This is a genomic window from Rhodococcus sp. NPDC056516 (assembly GCF_042794655.1).
Lineage (GTDB): Bacteria > Actinomycetota > Actinomycetes > Mycobacteriales > Mycobacteriaceae > Rhodococcus_F.
Window position 1 is genome coordinate 16,317 of the sequence record NZ_JBHTTG010000004.1, and the last position, 18,798, is coordinate 35,114.

An 18,798-nucleotide genomic window follows, 5' to 3' on the forward strand; every position below is an offset into this window, starting at 1 on the left:
GTTCGTGGTGACGAATGCCCGTACAAACCTACCCGATTTGGTAGCGGATTGTTAACTGGACGAACGATCAGGACCGCCCGCTACGCCACGGCGCTGTATTCCGCCCTGGCTCTACGGCGCTGCGAGGTCCATTTCGCGATGACCCCTTGCGACGGGCTGAACAGGTACACCAGGGCGAACACGATGCCCTGCGTCATCACGACCATGCCACCGGAAGCCGTGTCGAGGTAGTAGCTGACGTAGATACCGGTAATCGCGCAGACTGCGGAGACGACGGGAGCTATCACCAGCATCCGTGAGAACTTGTCGGTGAGAAGGTAGGCCGTCGCCCCGGGGATGATCAGCATCGCCACCACCAGCACAACTCCGACAGCTTGCAGCGCCACTACCGACGTGAGCGCGAGAACTCCGAGGAGTAGGGCGCCGAGGCGTTTGGGGGAGAGACCTATCGCATTGGCATGGACCGGGTCGAAGGCGAACAACGTCAGATCGCGCCGCTTGATCAACAGAATGCCCAGCGCCAACGCGCCGAGTATCGCGACCTGCAGAAGATCTGACGAGCTCACACCCAGCAGGTTGCCGAAGATGATGTGATTGAGATCGGTTTGGCTGGGGGTCACCGAGATGAGAACCAAGCCGAACGCAAAGAGAGTCGTGAAGACGATTCCGATCGCGGCGTCTTCCTTGACGCGACTGGTGTTACGGATCAGCCCGATCAGGGCGACGGCGATCAACCCGAAGATCAAGGCACCGATGGCAAATGGAGCGCCGACGACGTAAGCCAGGACGACACCGGGCAGTACGGCGTGCGAGACGGCATCACCCATCAGCGACCACCCGATGAGCACCAACCAGCAACTGAGCACCGCGCAGACCACCGCCGCCACAACCGCAACGGCCAACGCGCGCACCATGAATCCGTACTGGAGAGGATCGAGGAGCAGTTCTACGATGTTCATCGATCAGGTCCTGTCCATCACGTCGAGACCGAAAGCCAAGGCGAGGTTTTCCGGTTGAAGCACGGTGTCCGGGTCGGAATGCACCAGGACCTTGCGCATGAGCAGAACTGCCTCGTCGCAAAGTTTCGGCACCGCGTGGAGGTCATGGGTCGAGACCAATATCGATCGACCGTCGGAGGCCAACTCTCGTAGCAGCGTCGAAATCGTTGCCTCGGAACGCTTGTCGACGCCGGCAAACGGCTCGTCCAGCAAGAGTATCGACGCGTCCTGTGCGATACCGCGTGCGACGAAGGCGCGCTTCTTCTGACCACCCGAGAGCTGACCGATCTGACGATCCGCGAATTCGGTGAGCTCTACCCGCTCGAGGGCCTCGGCCACCGCCTCGCGATCTGCACGCCGCGGACGTCGCAAGAACCCGAGATGGCCGTACCTGCCCATCATCACGACGTCACGGACACTGATCGGGAAGGTCCAGTCGACGTCTTCACTCTGCGGCACGTATCCGACGCGGCCGCTCTTGCGCGCAGCGGTTGCGTCGAGACCGGCGATTCTCACAGAGCCGTTGTCCGGCTTGATCATTCCCATGATCACCTTGAACAGGGTCGACTTTCCCGAACCGTTCATACCGATCAGTCCGCAGACGCTTCCCGAGTTCAACGTCAGATCGACGTGGTCCAGTGCGTGGACCTCGCCGTAGTGAACGCTGACGTTTTCGACGCGAATGGCTTGTTCCGTCATGATTTACCGCCGGTGAGGCCGCCGAGGATGACGTCGGTATCGTGGCGAATCATGTCCAGGTAGGTGGGCACGGGACCGTCGGCTTCGGACAGCGAATCGACGTACAGCGTTCCCCCGAACTTCGCGCCGGTCGCCCCGACGACTTGCTGCATGGGCGCATCCGAGACCGTCGACTCACAGAAGACGGCGGGAACGGAATTGGCCCGGACGAAGTCGATCGCGGCGATGATCTGCTGCGGCGTCGCCTGCTGCTCGGCGTTGACCGGCCAGATGTACGCCTCACTGAGTCCCGCGTCCCTGGCCAGATAGGAGAACGCACCCTCGCAGCTGACAAGTGCTCGCTGACCTGCGGGCAACGCCGCCAGGCCACTGACCAGGCCGTCTTGCACCGCTTGCAGTTCCGCCTTGTACTTCGCGCCGTTCTCCGCAAATGCCGCAGCATTGTCCGGATCGAGGTCACTGAACGCCGTCACCATGTTGTCGACGTAGATCTGCGTATTCAGTGGAGACATCCACGCATGCGGATTGGGCTTGCCCGCATAGGCATCACCGGCGATCGGGATGCCTTCGACGCCATCGCTGACCACGACGTGTGGCACATCCAGTCCGTTGACGAACTTGGCGAACCAAGCCTCGAGGTTCATGCCGTTGTCGAGGATAAGGTCCGCCTCGTTGGCGCGGCGAATGTCCCCGGGTGTCGGCTCGTAGCCGTGAATTTCCGCTCCTGCCTTGGTGATCGACTCGACGCGCAGCTGATCGCCCGCGACGTTCTGGGCAATGTCCGAGAGCACGGTGAACGTGGTCAGCACTACCGGGCGGTCGTCGTCGGAAGCGGAATTCACTGCCGAACAGCTGGAAAGAATCAGGGCGGCGAGGGCAGCAATTCCCAGGCGGCGGAAATTCTTCGCGTCGCGAGTCGTCATGTTCAAACTCTAATATGCGGGTAAACAAATACACAAGTTCGTCTCACCGAACATTCCTCACTCGATAGGCTCGGACCATGCGTCCTACTGCCTTGATCACCGGTTCCAGTCGCGGCCTCGGAGCTGCCATCGCACGCGAACTGGCGCCGACACACGACCTGCTGCTCGGTGCACGATCCCCGCAGGCCCTCGAGCCGATCTGCGCCGAACTGCCCGGATCGACGCCTCTGCCCCTCGACCTCACGGACTACGACGCCGTCGCAGTCGCCGCCTCCTCCATCACGACGCTCGACGTGCTGGTACACAACGCCGGCGTGGCCGACATCGGAACCATCGAGGAATCCTCGGTCGATCAGTGGCGACGCACCCTCGAGGCAAACGTCATCGCCGTTGCCGAGCTCACGCGTGTACTCCTGCCCGCGCTTCGTGCAGCCGGAGGTCACGTCGTGCTGATCAATTCGGGTGCCGGGCTTCGCGCCAACGCCGGCTGGGGCTCCTATGCGGCCAGCAAGTTCGCTCTGCGCGCTTTCGGCGACGCCCTGCGTCTCGAAGAGCCGTCACTGCGGATCACGTCGATTCATCCCGGCCGGATCGACACCGACATGCAGCGCGACATCGTCGCCGGTGAAGGCGACGAGTACGACCCGGAGCGCTTCCTGAAGGCCTCCACCGTGGCCCGAGCCGTACGCACTGCCGTCGAAACGCCATCCGACGCACACCCCACGGAGATCGTGCTCCGACCTACCGGCCGGTAAATCCCCAGTTCGCCGGTAACGGAATGGTGACGATGACCATCCGGATATCGCTTTCCACCGGACTGGCCCGATACTGACATCAGTTGTCGGACAAAGAGACTGGATCTGTTCACAGGAGTTCATCGAGAGGTGGTGTGCAATGCATAATCATACGGATACGTGGGGAATTTCCAGCCAGACCTTCCTTCAGTGGTACCTGGTGGCAGCCGCCGTCGCGACCGGGCTCTCGCTCTACAGCCGAATGTCTGCGCGCCGGTCACCCGTGGTCGTCGACGCCGTTCGTCGACCTCTCACTCCTCCCGAGATCGGCGCTTTGACCAGTGACTACCAAGCGGTGCTGGCGTCGATGGCTATTCTGCGCAGCGCCGAGCTGATCAGCACCGAAGGCAAGACCAAGCTGGCGCTCACTGCCGAGGACAAGAGTCGTCTCGACTGGTTCACCCGCACGGTGCACAAGCGGCTCGGCAACGGAAAAGTCCCGCTGCGGCAAGTGCGTCTGATGGGGCGACTGAACATCGCACTCGCACAACTACGTACGACGCTGATCGACGAGGGTTACCTGCAGCGCCCGCAGGAAGGTCTGACTGCTGCCCTTCGGACCGTTCCGATCGTGGCGGTAATTGCACTCGGCATCGTCCGACTCATCGCCGGGATCGCCGGTGGCAAGCCGGTCGGGTTTCTGCTCCTGACCATCATCGTTCTCGCACTGATGATTCCGCTTCTACGAATCAAACGTCGCCGTACGGCGTTGGGCGACAGCGAGCTTCGACGTCTCAAGCACGAAAATTCCTACCTCTCGCCGAAACTGCGACCTTCGTACACCAGTTACGGTCCGTCACTCGCCGGACTCTCGGCAGCGCTCTTCGGTTCGGGCGCTCTGGTTCTGATCGATCCGGCGCTCGCGGGGGCCGTGGCTGCGGGCGCTGCGTACAGCCCGGGCGGTGCCAGTTCGAGCTACTACAGTTGCGGCTCCTCTTCCGGCTCATCCGGCTCGGACGGCGGTGGCGGCAGCGGTAGCAGTTGCGGCGGCGGTGGGTGTGGGGGATAGCCGCGCACGCGCGAGCAGGAGCGCGGCGTCCTCGGTAGTGATGCCACGTTCCTCGCTCAATGAATACACCTCGTCCAACGTCCGGCCGATCCCTCGGGTTCGCTCCACGACGTCGTCTTCGTTCCACCCCAGGACTTCTCGCCCCACGAGGTGAAAGGCTCCGCCCGCATTGGCCACAAAATCAGGGGCACAGAGAACCCCGCGGCTTCGCAGAACCTCGCCGGCAGCCGCATCGGCCAAGATGTTGTTCGCTGCGCCGGCCACTGCGAGAGCCGGAATCGACGCAGCAGCAGCGGAATCGATAATGCCTCCCATCGCGCAGGGAGCAAAGAGGTCACACGGAGTTCGGAGTACCTCGCCCGCAGGAACGACCGTGTGCCCCACGAGCGACGCCGCCTCGAGGCGCTGCGGGTCCGTATCGGCAACGAGCAGACGTGCCCCAGCCTGCGCCGCGAGGCGGGCAACATCGCCGCCGACGGCGCCGAGTCCCTGCACGAGTACCGTTCGGCCGTCGAGTGTTCCGAGTCCTCGGCGGCGCGCCGTGGCCTTCATCGCTTCGAACACGCCCAGAGCGGTGGCGTGCGCACTGGAACCGGCCCCACCGTTGCCGACCGAACGCCCGAAGACGTATTTGGTGGTGCGGCTGAGCTGATCCATGTCGGCAGAGTTGGTGTTGACGTCAGGACCGGTCCAGTAGTTTCCTTCGAGCTTGTCGATGTTCTCGGCGTGGATGTCGAGGATACGGGACCAGGTTGCGGGGGCGATCTGATTGCGCGGTGCAGGTAGTGCTATCACCGACTTCCCGCCTCCCATCGGTAGATCGGAGACCGCCATCTTCAAAGTCATTGCGCCGGCGAGCTTCCCGGCGTCCGCCAAAGCGTGACCGATGGAGGGATAGTGAGCGGCCCGCGTGCCACCCGACGCCGGTCCCAGGCGAGTGGAGTCGATTCGAATCACGAAAGTCGTGCCGGTCTCCCGATCATGGCGTGTGACGGTCAGTTCACCGTCCCAGCGCAGTTCGTCGTCGATACTCATAACAAATCCTCTTCCAGTCTCGGGGTCAGTTGTGCGCGTGCAGTGGTGTTCCCGCGAGTGCGAGCATGGCCTCGCCCAACGCTTCGTTCTGGCTGGGGTGTGCGTGGATGAATCGCCCCACTTCGTCGGGAAGTGCCTCCCAGGCAACGGCCAACTGCGCCTCACCGATCAGTTCGCCGACGCGATCTCCTACCAAGTGGACCCCGACGACAGGGCCTTTCGTTCCGCTGCGAATCACCTTGATTCCTCCGGTAGTCCGCAGGATCTGACTCTTGCCGTTACCCGCCAGGTCGTAGACGACGGTGCAGATGTCGCCGTACTGCGTGCGCGCCGCCTCTTCGCCGAGTCCGACTGATGCAACTTCCGGATGTGAGTACGTCACGCGAGGAATCAGATGTTCGGCGACCGGTATCGGATCCTTGCCGGCAATCTGTTCGGCCACAAAGATTCCCTGCTGGAAGCCGCGGTGCGCCAATGCAAGACCGGGCACGATGTCCCCGACCGCGTACACACCGTCCACGGCCGTACGGAGTCGTTCGTCGGCGACGACAAATTCATTCTCGAGACTGATTCCGTTTTCTGCGAAACCGATACCGCTCGTGCGGGGTCCGCGGCCGACGGCGACCAGCAATACGTCGGTATCGAGTATTGTTCCGTCGCCTAGTTCGATGCGGACCGAATCAGCTGCTTCTTTCGCGGAAACCATCTTTGTGCCTGTCTTGCAGACGATTCCGCGTTTGCGATAGGCCCGTTCGAGTTGCTTCGACGACCACAGATCCTCAGCGGCGATCAGTCGGGGGAGTGCCTCGACGATGGTCACTTCGGCACCGAAGGAGCGCCAGAGGCTTGCGAACTCGACGCCGATGACACCGCCGCCCAGCACTGTTGCGCTGGTGGGCACCTGGTCGAGTTCGAGTGCCTGGTCACTGGTGAGGATCCGTCGGCCAAGTTCGATGCCGGGGAGCCGCCGCGGATACGAGCCGGTAGCCAGAACGAGTGACGTTCCGGTGTAGCGGGTTCCGTCGACGTCGATACTTCGCCCACCGACATACGTCCCGGATCCGTTGACGATGGTGATCTTGTGTTGCGCAAGCAATCCTTTCAAGCCGCCGTACAGCCGCTCGACTGTCCCGTTCTTGTAGTCGTGCACCTGCGCGACGTCGATGCCGTCAAATGTTGCCCGGACACCAAATTGCTCACTGGTGCGTGCAGAGTCGGCAACCTCGGCGGAATGCAGCAGTGCCTTGGTCGGGATGCATCCGCGGTGCAGGCACGTTCCGCCGACCTTGTCTGCCTCGATCAGCGTGACCGACAACCCGAGTTGGGCGGCGCGGATGGCACAGGCGTAGCCGCCCGATCCTCCACCGAGGATCGCGACATCACTGTGCTGTTCTGCAGTTGTCATCAGAGCCTTCCCAGGACGCGGATCGGGTTCTCGATGTAGTCACCGAAGAGCCTCAGGAATCCGCCGGCTTCGCCCCCGTCACAGACGCGGTGGTCGAAGCTCAACGAGATCTGTGCAACCTTACGGACGGTCAACTCGCCGTTCACCACCCACGGCTTGTCGATGATGCGTCCGATGCCGAGGATCGCCGCCTCGGGATGGTTGATGATCGGAGTCGATCCGTCGACGCCGAATACTCCGTAGTTGTTGAGTGTGAAGGTACCGCCGGTCAGGCGGGCGGGTTCGAGTTTGCCGTCGCGAGCGAGTTCGGTGGACGTCCGAAGTGCTTGTGCGAGTGCGACGGTACTCAAAGAATCAGCATTGCGAATAACCGGGACCATCAATCCCTTCGGCGTCTGTGCAGCGATTCCGAGGTTAATGTGGGGGTGTCGGACGATCTCGCCTCGAGCAGTGTCGACCGACGAGTTCAGTTCGGGGTACTGCGCCAACGCCGCGGTGGTCAGCCGAGCCAGCAGCGCCATCAGGCTGATCTTGTCGGAATCGGGCAGTGCTTTGTTGATCTCGGCACGCGCCGCCAACAGTTCGGTGGCGTCGACGTCGACCCAGGTTGTTGCGTCCGGGATCTCGCGGCGGCTGGTGGACAGCTTGTCGGCAACCACCTTGCGTAGTCCCTTGATCGGGATTCTTTGGTCGCTCGCGTGTGACGTTTCCGTTTCCGGGCCGAAGTTTGCCCCGGCCTCGACGTCGGCGCGCGTGATGACTCCGCCAGCGCCCGATCCGGAAATCGTAGCCAGGTCGATACTGTTGCCAGAGGCCAGTTTACGAACGATCGGCGAGATCACACGTACCGACGGAGCAGCTCTGCGGCGGCGCAGAGGTGCATCCTCGCTCGTGCCGTACCCAATCAGGACGTTGCCCGAACCGGCGCGTTCCTCCTCGCGGTAGCGCTCGTGATTGGCCGAGACGACCACGTCCGCACTCTCGCTGCCACTCACAGTGATCAGCGGCGTACCCACCTTCAGGGTGTCGCCGTCTTTGCCATGGAGTTCGATCACGGTTCCGGCGAACGGGATGGGCACGTCCACAGCAGCTTTCGCAGTCTCGACCTCGACGACGATCTGATCGATGGTGACCACGTCGCCGACCTTGACATGCCACTCCGCGATGTCCGCCTCGGCCAGACCTTCACCCAGGTCAGGGAGCATGAATACCTGATTGGTCACGCCGTCACCGCCCAACGGGTGTCGGGAGAGTCGTTCCACTGCAGGCGGTCGACGGTATCGAGGACTCGGTCGACGCTGGGCAGGTGGTGACGCTCGAGCTTGGGCGCGGGGTAGGGGATGTCGAATCCGCTGACGCGGAGTACCGGGGCGTGGAGATGGTGGAAGCACCGCTCCTGCACTCGGGCAGCAATTTCCGCACCCACACCGGCAAAACCTTGCGCTTCCTGGATGACGATGCAGCGTCCGGTCTTTCGCACCGATGCGGTGACGGTCTCGTCGTCGAACGGCACTATCGAGCGGATGTCGATCACCTCGATGTCGCGGCCCTCGGCCGCGGCGGCATCGGCGGACTTCAGTGCAACGTCCACGGACGGACCGTAGGCAATGAGCGTCGCGTCACGACCGGGGCGACGGACGACGGCGCGCCCGATCGGCTCACGTGCGGTCAGTTCGACATCTGCTCGCGCGAAGTACAGCTTCTTGGGCTCGAGGAAGATCACGGGGTCGGGGTCCTCGATTGCCGAACGTAGCAGCGAGTACGCATCTTCCACCGTGGACGGCGCCACAACCTTCAGTCCGGGTGTGTGCGCGTAGTAACCCTCGCTGGAATCACAGTGATGCTCTACCCCGCCGATACCGCCGGCAAAAGGAACGCGGATGACGATCGGGATCGACAGCGCACCCTTGGTGCGGTTGCGGATCTTCGCGACGTGGGAGGCGATCTGCTCGAATGCCGGGTAGGCAAACGCGTCGAACTGCATTTCCACGACCGGACGAAAACCGGCCATTGCCATACCGATTGCGAATCCGATGATGCCGGACTCGGCGAGTGGAGTGTCGAAGCATCGGTCGTCGCCGAAGTCGCGGGTGAGGCCGTCGGTGACGCGGAAGACGCCACCGAGCGTGCCGACGTCCTCACCGAAGACGACAACGTTGTCGTCCGCGGCCAGAGAGTCCCGTAGTGCGGTGTTGAGAGCCTGAGCCATCGTGAGCATGGGCATTGTCAGTTTCCCCCTGTGTCAGCGGCTTCGGCGGCAAGTTCGGTCTCGAGTTGCGCTTGTTGCTCACGCAGCTGCGGTGTCTGCTCGGCGAAGACGTACCGGAACAGATCGAGCGGATCGTGCGGGCGGTCGACATTCATGCCGGCGCGCAGCGTGGCGGCCTCTGCCTCGGCCTCTGCAGACAGCGATTCTACGAATGCGTCGTCGATCAGATCGTGTGCGCGCAGATACTTTTCGAGTCGCGGCAAGGGGTCTCGCCCGAGCCAGGCTTCGACCTCCGCGCTGTCGCGGTAGCGGGTGGCGTCGTCGGCATTGGTATGTGCGTCGATGCGATAAGTGTGTGCCTCGACGATGACCGGTCCATTTCCACTGCGGACGAAGCGCGCTGCCTCGTCCATGACGGCCATCATCGCGACGGGATCGTTGCCGTCGACCTGCTCGCTGCCGATCCCGTAGCCGACGCCCTTGTGCGCCAACGTCGGTGCTGCGCTTTGGCGCGACAGTGGCACGCTGATCGCAAATCCGTTGTTCTGCACCAGAAAGATCACCGGTGCCTTGAAGACGGCGGCAAAGTTCAGTGCTTCGTGGAAATCGCCCTCACTGGTGGCGCCGTCACCGCAGAGCGCCAGCGCGACGGTGTTCAAGCCCCGGCGGGACTCCCCGTAGGCCACTCCCGCTGCGTGCAGCAATTGCGTCGCCAGCGGGGTGCACTGCGGCGCACTGCGAAGTGCGGCCGGGTCGTATCCGCAGTGCCAGTCGCCGGCGAGCATGCTCAGAATCTGCACCGGATCGACACCTCTGGCGGCCAACGCCATCGAATCCCGGTAGGTGGGGACGAGCCAGTCACGCGGTTCCAGACTCATCGCTGCCGCGATCTGACATGCCTCCTGCCCTCGCGAGGACGGATACACGGCCAGGCGCCCCTGTTTGGTCAGTGCCGTCGCCTGCTGGTCGAAACGCCTGCCCAGGAACATCTTTCGATACATCGCGATCAGGCGATCGTCGCTCGGTTTTGCGTAGCGGGCCTCGCTGCGCGTCAGTTCTCCGGCAGGGTCGAGGTACTGCACCGCGGAATCGGCCGGCAGGAACTTCTGATACCGCAGTTCCCCCAAGGGTTCGACAAGTGTCACTTCTACCTCCAGAAGACGTTGTGTCCATCAGTATTCGCACTTCGGCGACGTAATGGCAGCAAGCGTCGAGGATTCAAGACAAACGGCCTAACATGAGGATTCGGGCAGCAATATGTCCATCAACCGACTCGACTACCGAACCAGGAATGGACAGATGGCCACCGAACCGCACGCTCTCGATGCGATCGACCGTCGCATCATCGCCGAACTGGTCGCAGACAGCCGCATCTCCATGCGTGCACTGGCCGAGAAGGCGCACATATCCCGCGCTCACGCCTACGTCCGCATCGAAAGGCTCGAGGACGCCGGAATCATCACCGGATTCACGACGCGGATCGCCCACGAGAAAGCCGGACTCGGCTCCTCGGCGTACGTGGCACTCTCGATCAGGCAGCACTCGTGGCGGGGTCTGGCGGCGTCCTTGAAGGCCCTGCCGTTTGTCGAGCACTTCTCCCTCCTCGGCGGCGACTTCGACGTTCTGGTGCTGGTCCGTGCCCCGGACAACCAGGAACTACGCCACACCGTTCTGGAACAACTGCAGGGACTCGACGGGGTTCTCTCGACCAAAACGTGGTTGATCTTCGAAGAAGGCAACGGACCGGGACCCAACTGGCTGCCCGCCTGATCCGTCTATAGTCGCCGTTAGCAGTTGCACACGGGAGGTGACTCGAATGACCCTGCACGGCCTGGGAATCGGTTGGCGCCCCGAGGTCTCCGGAATCATCGCGCAACTCGACGGCCTGGCATTCTGCGAAGTCATTGCCGAATCCATCGGGAACGAGATACCTCAGCACCTCGGCTCGTTGGGAGTTCCGGTGATCCCGCACGGCATCTCGCTATCGCTTGGTGGGGCCGAGGCGGTAGATCAGGCTCGGGTCGATCACCTTGCGCATACAGCCCAGCTACTGGACGCCCCCTTGGCGAGCGAGCACATCGCATTCGTGCGGGCGGGCGGCATCGAGGCCGGGCACCTGCTCCCACTGCCCCGCACCTACGAAGCCGTCGACGCCTTGGTACGCAACATCACCCGGACTCAGGACGGTCTACCGGTGCCGTTTGCCGTCGAAAACGTTGCCGCTCTGTTCGACTGGCCGGACGACGAGTTGACCGAAGGGGAGTTTCTCGCGGAGATCGTCGAGCGCACCGGAGCCCTGCTGGTTCTCGACATCGCGAACGTCTACGCCAACGCTCTCAATCGCGGGCGTGATCCGTGGACCGAGCTGAGCCGGCTGCCACTCGAACGAATCGCCTACTGCCACATCGCCGGTGGCAGTCTCGGCGACGGAAAATACCACGACACGCACACCGACCCGGTGCCCGAAGCCGTGCTGGAACTCCTTGCGCAGTTCACCGCTGCCGGTCACCATCCCGCGATCATGCTCGAGCGCGACGGAAACTATCCGCCGGCACTGGAATTGCTCGACGAGCTCGACGCCATCGCCGACGCAGCTGGTCTGGATCGCATCACCGCGGGCACCGATTGGTCACGCACATGAGCACGCTCGGTGAGCGTCAAGAGGCGCTGATTCGGGCTCTGGTGGCGGGCGGCGAACTACCCGAAGGCTTCGACAAAGACGATGCCGCCGTTGTCTCGGCGGCACTGCTCCGAAAGCGCGCAGGAGAAGTGGCGCACCACCTTCCGGTCGTGCGCCACACTCTCGGCGATCGTTATCTTCAGTTGTTCACAGCGTGGGCGGACGGACGGCCGAAGTCGTCTTCGCATGCGGATGCCCAGGCCTTTGTCGCCCATCTCCAGGACATCGGCGAACTGCCTCGCCCACCCTGGTATCAGAGGTTTCGAAAGGTCTCACGCAAGTGAGACAACAGCTTCGCTGGTGTACATGAGGAACGTCATCGATTCCTGGAAGTACAGCTCGACGGAGTTCGCATCGTGCGAGAGATAGCCGATGGACAGGTCCTGGCCGAGGTGCAATTCGTAGTCACCGCCACGCGTCGACAGCAGGAAAGCGCCGTCGATGGCCGGGGCCCAGATGATCTCGCCGTCGAGGACGCGTCGCAGGTGCTCGCGGATGGGGTAGCCGTGATCGGAGGTCTCGTTGATCGCGGTGAACGCATCTGCATTCAGGAGCAGTGAGTACGGTCCGTTGACACCGGCCAGTCGCAGCGACGTGATCGCCTGGCTGATGGCCTCCGGGTAGTCCTTGGCGTCGATGGGGAGCTTGAGTTCCGGGTTGGAACCGCTGGCCCGCACGCCGGTGATGCTGGCTGCGGGGTATCCCTCGAAGATGGCGCGGTCCTCGGCGAAAGCGATCTGCTTGGCTGCGTCCTTGACGGGCTGCCAGTCGGAGTCCTTGGCGCCGCGCTCGACGTCGTCGATGGCCTGACGGCTGACGGTGAAAGGGACCCGCAGTTCGATGATCGGCTGGGACTGACGAGCATGTGCGATGACGCCGTCGGCCAAGGGATTGATCGGCACCTGATGCCCGAGTGGGATGGCCGCGAGATCGTCACCCGACGGTCCCTCCACATCCACGACACGACGACCGGCGACGTGACGCTTGAAGGTACGGCTCGCCTCTTCTTCGATCTCGGCCCAGGCTGCTGCCGAAATGGGTGCTAGGTCGCGGTGCAGGTTTGTCATTGCTGGGCACTCCTTTTGAGGCTGCCGATTCCGAGAGAACCGTCAGAGATGGGCGCTGTGAACGTCGCTTCGGGAACGAGCCTGGTCGGCAAGTCCGGGGGATCGTCGAGAAAGTCCGCCGTCGGAACGAAGAAATTGATTCCGGTGACGGCGGTGGAGAAATCGAGAATGCGGTCGTAATTGCCGACGGGATTCCCGATGAACATGTTGGTGAGCATCTGCTCGGTGACCGTCGGCGACGCCGAGTAACCGATGAAATAGGTACCCATCTCAGCGGAGCCGACGTGGCCGAACGGCATGTTGTCGCGCAGAATCTGGATCTGCTCACCGGATTCGTCTTCGATGACGGTGAGTGCGGTGTGGGAGTTGGCCGGCTTGGTGTCGTCGTCCATCTCGAGATCTTCGAGCTTGGAGCGTCCGATGACGTTCTCCTGCTCCTCGACGGGCAGGGAGTTCCACTCCGACATGTCGTGGAGGTACTTCTGGACGATGACGTAACTGCTGCCTGCGAAATCCGGATCCTCGTCACCGACGGTGACCGCGACGTAAGCGGCCTGCCCGGACGGGTTCTCGGTACCGTCGACAAAACCCATGAGGTCGCGTTGCTCGAAATACTTGAACCCGTGGACCTCGTCGATCACCGACGCGGCCCCGGCCAACCTGTTGGTCACGACCGTGGCGAACTCGAAGCACAGGTCCATCTGACGGGCCCGGATGTGAAACAACAGATCACCCGGCGTGCGCGGGGCGTGGTGTTTGTCACCGGTCAACTCGACAAAGGGATGCAATTCCGCGGGACGTGGGCCGTCGAAAAGCCGGTCCCACGCATCCGAACCGATGCCGACGACGGCGGCCAAGCCACCTGCAGGAACCCGGAATCCGATTGAGCGCTGCAGCCCGGAAATATCCGCCAGAACGTCGTGAACTGCCTGCTCACCACCCTCGTCGATGGTGAAAACCAGGAAGATCGCAGCTTCCGTGAGCGGGGTCAGCAACGGCTGCGGTATCGCGGGAAGGGCCACTTCGGCCTCGTCGATCTCACTCGTTTCCGCCATGCAGACCAGTATGGACGATTCCGGCAGTCCCGGCATCAGTAGTGGGTAAGTAGAGACAGGGTGTCGCGTTACGGTGTTGCGGCCTGGGCGCCCGAGTCGAAGCCCGCCGGAATCTCGAAGATCTTTCCGTCGAACCCGGCCCGGTAGAGATGCCCGGCCGCGAAACCGGAATTGCCGCGCCCGTAGGTCAACACGCTCGACGCCTGCAGTCCGCTGGTGAGCGAGCAGTACTGGCCGGGGCCGTCGATACGCCACACCTCACCACTGATGTCCGTGGGGACAATGGCGCGATCTCGCGAGTCCAAGGTCAAACCATCTGGGGCAGAGAAGGTTTCGAAACCACCGAGGTCGACCAACGACTCCGAGTATCCCGGATTGTCGACGGAGATGCGGCTGACACCCGGGTTTGCGAACGTGCGCGAGACGTAGAGCCAGCGATTATCGGCACTCAGGGCAGCGCCGTTTGCACTCGGGAAGGTTGCCCACGCCGGGTCGACGGCACCGCCTGGGCTGACCTTTCCGATCAGCGCGCCGAAATCGTTGGTGGCGTAGATTGTTCCGTCGTGCGCGACGGCGAGGCCGTTTGCAGCGCTCAGACCACCGGCTATCGGCGTCACTGCACCCGAGTTCACGTCGACCCGGGCGACCGACGCAGCCCGCGTCAGATCGCCGATCAGAACACTTGCGTTTGCTCCGGTACCCACCAGCAGTGAACCGTCCGGGCTCCACGCGAGTGCGCCCGCACCGCCGGGAACCGTCGCGATCGGAACTGCAGCCTGACCAGGCGCATCGACGCGGAAGATCTGCCCGCTCACCAGGTCCGTCGTGTACAGGCGGCCCTGTCCGTCCACCGTGACACCCTCGAGAGCCGCGCCCGGAATCTGAGCGCTGAGTATCGCGGGCGACGATCCCGGACAGAGTGGAGCGGCCGCGGCACCGGACACGCCCAGAGCCAGAAGCGAACCGGCAACAAGAGCACCGGTGATACCAACACGAATACCGCGATCGAAGATCTGGGTGCGCATCTGCGCAACGCTAGACCCTCTGCCCGATTTCGCCTAGAGAGTCCGAAGGAAAGAGATCAAAAGTTCATTGACCTCGCCGGCGCGTTCCTGTTGTACGAAGTGCCCCGCACCGCCGAGGAGATGTACACCCCGCAGGTCGGGGACGGTGTCCTTCATTCGGTCCAGTGCCTTGGGACCGCTCATCGCGATGACCGGGTCTTCGGCACCCGCGACGAAGAGCGTCGGGACGTTGACGTGCGCGCCGTCCAGATCCGCGCTGCGTTCCCAATTGGCGTCGTACGCTCGGTACCAGTTCAACCCTCCGGTGAAACCTGTTGCAGTAAAGGTCTTTACATAAACGTCCAGGTCGTCCTCGGTGAGCCACGACCAGGGCAGCGCAGGCGCCTCGGGAAGTACGTCGAGGTAGCCGTTGCCTTCGGACGGGTTCTTCCAGACGTCGAGGTACCGGTAAGCCCCGGACAAAGCGTGAAAGAGCCGCTGAAGGAATTCACGTGGGCGGGCGTCGAGTTCGCGCTCCGCGACACCCGGTTCCTGGAAATAATGAATGTGCAGAAAGTGCTTGCGCGCCATGGCGGCGTAGATCGTCGAGGGCTTGGCCGGGAACCTGTCCGGCGCATACGGGACTGCCAACGAGACCAGCCCCGCAACACGATCCGGGTGGCGCAGAGCGGTGGTCCACGCGACCGGAGCGCCGAAATCGTGACCGACGAACACCGCCTTGTCGATTCCGAGGGCGTCGAGTAGGCCGATCATCCGGTTCGCGACAGCGTCGTTGGTGTAGGCGTCGACGGCCTCCGGGCGGGTCGTGCCGCCGTAACCGGGCATGTCGAGCGCAATCGCTCGAAAGCCCGCCTCCGCCAACGCTGTCGACTGATGCCGATAGCTGTACCCGAGGCCGGGAAAGCCGTGACACATGACCACAGCCGTCCCAGAACCGGAATCGTCAATCTGCCAACGGAATCCGTCGACATCAATCGTCTTCACCGTCATATCAGGAGGTGATCATGTCTTCCTGGTTCCAGAATGCGCGCATCGACAGGATCTTGCCGTCGTCGTCGAAGGTCATGACGTCGATGGGTGCGATGGTCAGGGTCTGCTCGCCGAGCTTGGTGATCAGCGAGAAGTGGAATGCCGCTTCGTTTCCGGCGATGCGGAGGGTCTGAAGGTGAGCTTCCTGGTCGAAGTTCTCGATCACGGAGTAGAACTCGAGAATGGACTCGCGGGTGGTACGCACGTCGGTGCCCACCGGATCTTCGACTGTTGCACCCTCGGCATACAGGGCCACAACCTGGGCAGCAGTGCCCGTGGCAACTGTCTCGATGTAGGCGTCGACGGTCTTGCGGATTACCTCTGCGGACGGTGCCATGGTCTACCCCTCGTAGTTAGAACAGGTTCTAATTCTGAGGATAACCTACGGCCCTGATCCACGGGTCAGGTTTCGAGCACCTTGCGCAGGCGAGCCTTCTTCCGGTTCTCCCGCACGATCCAGACGACATCTGTGTCGTCCGACGCCTCCAGGGAGACAAACGTCGGCAGTGCATTCTTCGGATCCGCTGCGACCGCGACGCTCCAGCAGTATCCGAGCGCCTGCCGGAGAGTGCGTGTGTCGGCTTCACGACGGGCATCAGCTGGTTGCGAGACGATCCACTCGGTAGCGTCTCGGCACACCTGAACGGCCAGCGCAGCGTTGGCCTTGTCCTTGAGCAACCGCGGCTCGCAGATCCCGGCAGCGGCTGCGCGCAGCGTCAATGGATGGGTGGAGCGTGCCCACTTCTCGATGATCGTCCGCAACAACTCCGGATCCGAGTCACCTACCGCTTGAACGGCCATCGCGGCAGCTTCACGTGCTCGCCACGACGCACTGGTGGTTGCCTCCGTCAGACTGTCCAGAACAGTTTTGTCGCGCGAACGAACGAGGATGAATCCGAGCCCGACGATCCCACAGCAGCGGATGTATTCGTCTTCGGACTCCGCCGCCTGCAGGATGTCGTCGTCATCGGCGCCGCGCGCGAACTCGAGCATGAGCCCAAGGTTCGCGCGCGGGCCGGGCAGTCCTGAACGCTCCATCAGGTAACTCCACAGTTCATCGCCGGCCAGATCCGCGAACGTCATGGGAGTCCTTTCGTCGGTACACCCAATCCTGTCAGCCCGGATCTACACGCGCAGCATTTCCGATCAGTGAGCCGGTAGGAGGGACGTCTCCTGAGCCGCGCCGTCTTCTACACCGATCTGAACGATGTTTCGCGGCAGGAACACAGCCGCGATCGCGCCGAGAACTGCTGCAGCAGCGCCGATCAGGAACGCGATGCGCATGCCCTCGTCGGTGTAGAACACAGCGCCCTCCATCGCCATTGCGATGTGCGAGTTCAAGACCGTGAAGGCGATGACGGGAAGCACTGCGGGGAAGATGCTCTGGAAGACCGCAACCATGCTCGCCGTGGTTGCCTGCAACTGCGGCGGCACTGCTTCGATGAGCAGGTTCGGGATGGAGGCGTAGCCCATACCCATACCGACACCGAAGATTCCGGCAAAGATGATGAGCAGCGGCTTGTTGTCGTGAATGGTGGCCGTCAAGGTGAATCCGACTGCCATGAGGATCATTCCGGTGATCATCAGCAGACGCGGTCGGATGTTGCGTCCCACGAGGAAGCCCACAATCAAGCCACCGACCACCACCATGCCACCAAGCGGTGCCTGGAAGATCGCGAATCCTTCTGCCGTGACGCCGAATCCGTATCCCAGGCCGAGAACTGCGGGGGTCATCACCATCATCGGCAGCAAAATCGTGAAGACTCCCGATGCGCCGTAGCAGAACCCGGCACCGACGGCGGTGAGCATCACCGAACGCTTACCGAAGTAGCGCAGGTCGATCAAAGGCTCACGGATGGCTCGAGCAGAGGCAACCCAAGCCGCCAGCAGTGCGACGCCGCCGATCAGATAGGCCAGTGTCGAACCGTTCTTCCAGCCCCACGTCGGTCCGAAGCTGACGCCGATCAGAATTCCGGCGATGCCCGATCCGAGCAATACCGCGCCGATCAGGTCCAGCGAAGAGCGCAGTCGCACAGCTGATTCCGCCGTCGAAGCGAAGATCATGCCGCCAAGGAGAACCAACCCGATGACGAAGAACCAGAAGATGCTCCGGAAACCGTGATTGTCGATCAGCCAACCGGTGAGGAACGGCGCCGGGATCGCGATCAAACCCATACCGGAAGTCGCGATACTGACGGCCAAGGCAACAGTTTTCGGCGGGAAAACATCTCGTATGAGGGAGTAGCTCAGGAACAGGCAGGGAACGAGCAGACCAGTCAGGGACCGGCCCAGAATCAAGACGGCATAGCTCGGCGCTATCGCCGAAATGAACGATCCGACCGCCGCGCCGGCGACCGCAAAGAGCAGGACTTTTCTTTTGCCGTACATGTCGGCGAGCTTGCCGAGCAGCGGAGACGCGACCGCGCCCAGCAGCAGGAACGACGTGAGCAGCCAGGCTCCCTGCGTCGTTTGATAGTGCACCGAGATGGCAGGGAGAGCAGTGGAGATCATCATGTAGCTCACTGCGAGCATCTCGAGAAGTAGAACAATCGACGCCAGGGAGAACACCAGTCGCGGAGTCCACCGCTCCGGCATCGATGTCGGTTCGGGCAAACTGGGAGACGAACCGTCGCTGTGGACATGAGACGCCATGGCTGGAAGATCCTTTCGGGACACCTACGAATTCGATTGACCCCCTGTCGAATACCGTCGACGGGGGCCTTGCCGGGAAGTGCGATGGAACGACAGCTACCGATCTCGGTAACGTGTTACCTGCATCACAGCCCTCGCTTCGAACGCGCGCTACGGAATGTTCCGCGGAGCGGGATAATCAGGACAACGACTGATTGGCTCCAGATACGACTGTGCGC

20 protein-coding genes are annotated in these 18,798 nt (G+C 62.6%); 5 read left to right on the forward strand and 15 right to left on the reverse strand.

The window, feature by feature from the left end; genetic code table 11:
• Positions 1–80 precede the first annotated feature (80 nt).
• The 3 genes from ACFQ6Y_RS12995 to ACFQ6Y_RS13005 are packed head-to-tail and all read right to left on the reverse strand — an operon-like array spanning position 81 to position 2,620.
• Positions 81–959 (reverse strand): metal ABC transporter permease, encoded by an 879-nt coding sequence (locus ACFQ6Y_RS12995; RefSeq protein WP_378632935.1) that lies wholly within the window; start codon positions 957–959, stop codon positions 81–83.
• 3 nt (positions 960–962) lie between these two features.
• Entirely contained in the window at positions 963–1,697 is a 735-nt protein-coding gene (locus tag ACFQ6Y_RS13000; RefSeq protein WP_378632938.1) for a metal ABC transporter ATP-binding protein, read from the reverse strand.
• Positions 1,694–2,620 (reverse strand): metal ABC transporter substrate-binding protein, encoded by a 927-nt coding sequence (locus tag ACFQ6Y_RS13005; protein ID WP_378632941.1) that lies wholly within the window; start codon positions 2,618–2,620, stop codon positions 1,694–1,696. Before ACFQ6Y_RS13005 ends, ACFQ6Y_RS13000 begins: the two co-directional genes overlap by 4 nt.
• 77 nt (positions 2,621–2,697) lie before the next feature.
• On the opposite strand from ACFQ6Y_RS13005, the gene ACFQ6Y_RS13010 reads away from it, so the two are divergent.
• Both ACFQ6Y_RS13010 and ACFQ6Y_RS13015 read left to right on the forward strand, forming a co-directional pair.
• Entirely contained in the window at positions 2,698–3,375 is a 678-nt protein-coding gene (locus tag ACFQ6Y_RS13010) for an SDR family oxidoreductase (protein ID WP_378632944.1), read from the forward strand.
• Between the two features lie 139 nt (positions 3,376–3,514).
• Positions 3,515–4,423 (forward strand): TIGR04222 domain-containing membrane protein, encoded by a 909-nt coding sequence (locus tag ACFQ6Y_RS13015; protein ID WP_378632947.1) that lies wholly within the window; start codon positions 3,515–3,517, stop codon positions 4,421–4,423.
• On the opposite strand, the gene ACFQ6Y_RS13020 is transcribed toward ACFQ6Y_RS13015, so the two are convergent.
• From ACFQ6Y_RS13020 to pdhA, 5 genes are read right to left on the reverse strand one after another with little or no spacing between them, the layout of a single operon-like run.
• The gene (locus ACFQ6Y_RS13020) at positions 4,358–5,458 is read right to left on the reverse strand and encodes a Glu/Leu/Phe/Val dehydrogenase dimerization domain-containing protein (RefSeq protein ID WP_378632950.1); all 1,101 of its coding nucleotides are present in this window, start codon (positions 5,456–5,458) and stop codon (positions 4,358–4,360) included. The two genes, ACFQ6Y_RS13015 and ACFQ6Y_RS13020, sit on opposite strands and share 66 nt — an antisense overlap.
• Before the next feature lie 25 nt (positions 5,459–5,483).
• Positions 5,484–6,863 (reverse strand): dihydrolipoyl dehydrogenase, encoded by a 1,380-nt coding sequence (gene lpdA / locus ACFQ6Y_RS13025; RefSeq protein ID WP_378632952.1) that lies wholly within the window; start codon positions 6,861–6,863, stop codon positions 5,484–5,486.
• Positions 6,863–8,086 (reverse strand): dihydrolipoamide acetyltransferase family protein, encoded by a 1,224-nt coding sequence (locus tag ACFQ6Y_RS13030; RefSeq protein WP_378632955.1) that lies wholly within the window; start codon positions 8,084–8,086, stop codon positions 6,863–6,865. The genes lpdA and ACFQ6Y_RS13030 overlap by 1 nt, the downstream gene beginning before the upstream one ends.
• Complete coding sequence (locus tag ACFQ6Y_RS13035) at positions 8,083–9,087, reverse strand: alpha-ketoacid dehydrogenase subunit beta (protein ID WP_378541243.1); 1,005 nt, start codon at positions 9,085–9,087, stop codon at positions 8,083–8,085. Before ACFQ6Y_RS13035 ends, ACFQ6Y_RS13030 begins: the two co-directional genes overlap by 4 nt.
• A gap of 2 nt (positions 9,088–9,089) precedes the next feature.
• Positions 9,090–10,217 (reverse strand): pyruvate dehydrogenase (acetyl-transferring) E1 component subunit alpha, encoded by a 1,128-nt coding sequence (gene pdhA / locus ACFQ6Y_RS13040; RefSeq protein WP_378632957.1) that lies wholly within the window; start codon positions 10,215–10,217, stop codon positions 9,090–9,092.
• A gap of 154 nt (positions 10,218–10,371) precedes the next feature.
• Here pdhA and ACFQ6Y_RS13045 point away from each other — a divergent pair, with 154 nt between their 5' ends.
• The 3 genes from ACFQ6Y_RS13045 to ACFQ6Y_RS13055 are packed head-to-tail and all read left to right on the forward strand — an operon-like array spanning position 10,372 to position 12,036.
• Positions 10,372–10,842 carry an Lrp/AsnC family transcriptional regulator gene (locus tag ACFQ6Y_RS13045; RefSeq protein ID WP_230816236.1) on the forward strand — a complete coding sequence of 157 codons (471 nt, stop codon included), beginning with the start codon at positions 10,372–10,374 and terminating at the stop codon, positions 10,840–10,842.
• A gap of 46 nt (positions 10,843–10,888) precedes the next feature.
• On the forward strand, positions 10,889–11,713 hold the full coding sequence (locus tag ACFQ6Y_RS13050; protein ID WP_378632960.1) for a DUF692 domain-containing protein: 825 nt from the start codon (positions 10,889–10,891) through the stop codon (positions 11,711–11,713).
• Entirely contained in the window at positions 11,710–12,036 is a 327-nt protein-coding gene (locus ACFQ6Y_RS13055) for a hypothetical protein (protein ID WP_373938476.1), read from the forward strand. The genes ACFQ6Y_RS13050 and ACFQ6Y_RS13055 overlap by 4 nt, the downstream gene beginning before the upstream one ends.
• On the opposite strand, the gene ACFQ6Y_RS13060 is transcribed toward ACFQ6Y_RS13055, so the two are convergent.
• The 7 genes from ACFQ6Y_RS13060 to ACFQ6Y_RS13090 all read right to left on the reverse strand — a co-directional run bounded on the left by ACFQ6Y_RS13060 (position 12,025) and on the right by ACFQ6Y_RS13090 (position 18,523).
• Complete coding sequence (locus ACFQ6Y_RS13060) at positions 12,025–12,819, reverse strand: family 1 encapsulin nanocompartment shell protein (RefSeq protein ID WP_003942478.1); 795 nt, start codon at positions 12,817–12,819, stop codon at positions 12,025–12,027. The genes ACFQ6Y_RS13055 and ACFQ6Y_RS13060 overlap by 12 nt on opposite strands.
• On the reverse strand, positions 12,816–13,874 hold the full coding sequence (locus tag ACFQ6Y_RS13065) for a Dyp-type peroxidase (protein WP_042447536.1): 1,059 nt from the start codon (positions 13,872–13,874) through the stop codon (positions 12,816–12,818). Before ACFQ6Y_RS13065 ends, ACFQ6Y_RS13060 begins: the two co-directional genes overlap by 4 nt.
• 68 nt (positions 13,875–13,942) lie before the next feature.
• Positions 13,943–14,899: an SMP-30/gluconolactonase/LRE family protein gene (locus ACFQ6Y_RS13070; RefSeq protein WP_378632963.1), complete on the reverse strand. Its 957-nt coding sequence runs from the start codon at positions 14,897–14,899 to the stop codon at positions 13,943–13,945.
• A 33-nt stretch (positions 14,900–14,932) separates the two neighbouring features.
• On the reverse strand, positions 14,933–15,889 hold the full coding sequence (locus tag ACFQ6Y_RS13075) for an alpha/beta fold hydrolase (protein ID WP_378632966.1): 957 nt from the start codon (positions 15,887–15,889) through the stop codon (positions 14,933–14,935).
• Between the two features lies 1 nt (position 15,890).
• The gene (locus ACFQ6Y_RS13080) at positions 15,891–16,265 is read right to left on the reverse strand and encodes a nuclear transport factor 2 family protein (RefSeq protein WP_276117230.1); all 375 of its coding nucleotides are present in this window, start codon (positions 16,263–16,265) and stop codon (positions 15,891–15,893) included.
• 65 nt (positions 16,266–16,330) lie between these two features.
• Positions 16,331–17,011 carry a hypothetical protein gene (locus ACFQ6Y_RS13085; RefSeq protein ID WP_378632969.1) on the reverse strand — a complete coding sequence of 227 codons (681 nt, stop codon included), beginning with the start codon at positions 17,009–17,011 and terminating at the stop codon, positions 16,331–16,333.
• 63 nt (positions 17,012–17,074) lie between these two features.
• Positions 17,075–18,523, reverse strand: a complete 1,449-nt coding sequence (locus ACFQ6Y_RS13090; RefSeq protein ID WP_378634337.1) for an MFS transporter — start codon at positions 18,521–18,523, stop codon at positions 17,075–17,077.
• Positions 18,524–18,798: the final 275 nt, after the last annotated feature.

Excerpts from the sequence above, each read along its gene's own strand:
- lpdA (WP_378632952.1), bottom strand. The coding sequence starts at position 6,863 with ATGACAACTGCAGAACAGCACAGTGATGTCGCGATCCTCGGTGGAGGA.
- ACFQ6Y_RS13080 (WP_276117230.1), bottom strand. The coding sequence starts at position 16,265 with ATGGCACCGTCCGCAGAGGTAATCCGCAAGACCGTCGACGCCTACATC.
- ACFQ6Y_RS13065 (WP_042447536.1), bottom strand. The coding sequence starts at position 13,874 with ATGGCGGAAACGAGTGAGATCGACGAGGCCGAAGTGGCCCTTCCCGCG.
- ACFQ6Y_RS13050 (WP_378632960.1), top strand. The coding sequence starts at position 10,889 with ATGACCCTGCACGGCCTGGGAATCGGTTGGCGCCCCGAGGTCTCCGGA.
- ACFQ6Y_RS13085 (WP_378632969.1), bottom strand. The coding sequence starts at position 17,011 with ATGACGTTCGCGGATCTGGCCGGCGATGAACTGTGGAGTTACCTGATG.
- ACFQ6Y_RS13000 (WP_378632938.1), bottom strand. The coding sequence starts at position 1,697 with ATGACGGAACAAGCCATTCGCGTCGAAAACGTCAGCGTTCACTACGGC.
- ACFQ6Y_RS13070 (WP_378632963.1), bottom strand. The coding sequence starts at position 14,899 with ATGCGCACCCAGATCTTCGATCGCGGTATTCGTGTTGGTATCACCGGT.
- ACFQ6Y_RS13060 (WP_003942478.1), bottom strand. The coding sequence starts at position 12,819 with ATGACAAACCTGCACCGCGACCTAGCACCCATTTCGGCAGCAGCCTGG.
- ACFQ6Y_RS12995 (WP_378632935.1), bottom strand. The coding sequence starts at position 959 with ATGAACATCGTAGAACTGCTCCTCGATCCTCTCCAGTACGGATTCATG.
- ACFQ6Y_RS13075 (WP_378632966.1), bottom strand. The coding sequence starts at position 15,889 with ATGACGGTGAAGACGATTGATGTCGACGGATTCCGTTGGCAGATTGAC.
- ACFQ6Y_RS13020 (WP_378632950.1), bottom strand. The coding sequence starts at position 5,458 with ATGAGTATCGACGACGAACTGCGCTGGGACGGTGAACTGACCGTCACA.
- ACFQ6Y_RS13035 (WP_378541243.1), bottom strand. The coding sequence starts at position 9,087 with ATGCCCATGCTCACGATGGCTCAGGCTCTCAACACCGCACTACGGGAC.
- ACFQ6Y_RS13055 (WP_373938476.1), top strand. The coding sequence starts at position 11,710 with ATGAGCACGCTCGGTGAGCGTCAAGAGGCGCTGATTCGGGCTCTGGTG.
- ACFQ6Y_RS13015 (WP_378632947.1), top strand. The coding sequence starts at position 3,515 with ATGCATAATCATACGGATACGTGGGGAATTTCCAGCCAGACCTTCCTT.
- ACFQ6Y_RS13005 (WP_378632941.1), bottom strand. The coding sequence starts at position 2,620 with ATGACGACTCGCGACGCGAAGAATTTCCGCCGCCTGGGAATTGCTGCC.
- ACFQ6Y_RS13010 (WP_378632944.1), top strand. The coding sequence starts at position 2,698 with ATGCGTCCTACTGCCTTGATCACCGGTTCCAGTCGCGGCCTCGGAGCT.
- ACFQ6Y_RS13090 (WP_378634337.1), bottom strand. The coding sequence starts at position 18,523 with ATGCCGGAGCGGTGGACTCCGCGACTGGTGTTCTCCCTGGCGTCGATT.
- ACFQ6Y_RS13045 (WP_230816236.1), top strand. The coding sequence starts at position 10,372 with ATGGCCACCGAACCGCACGCTCTCGATGCGATCGACCGTCGCATCATC.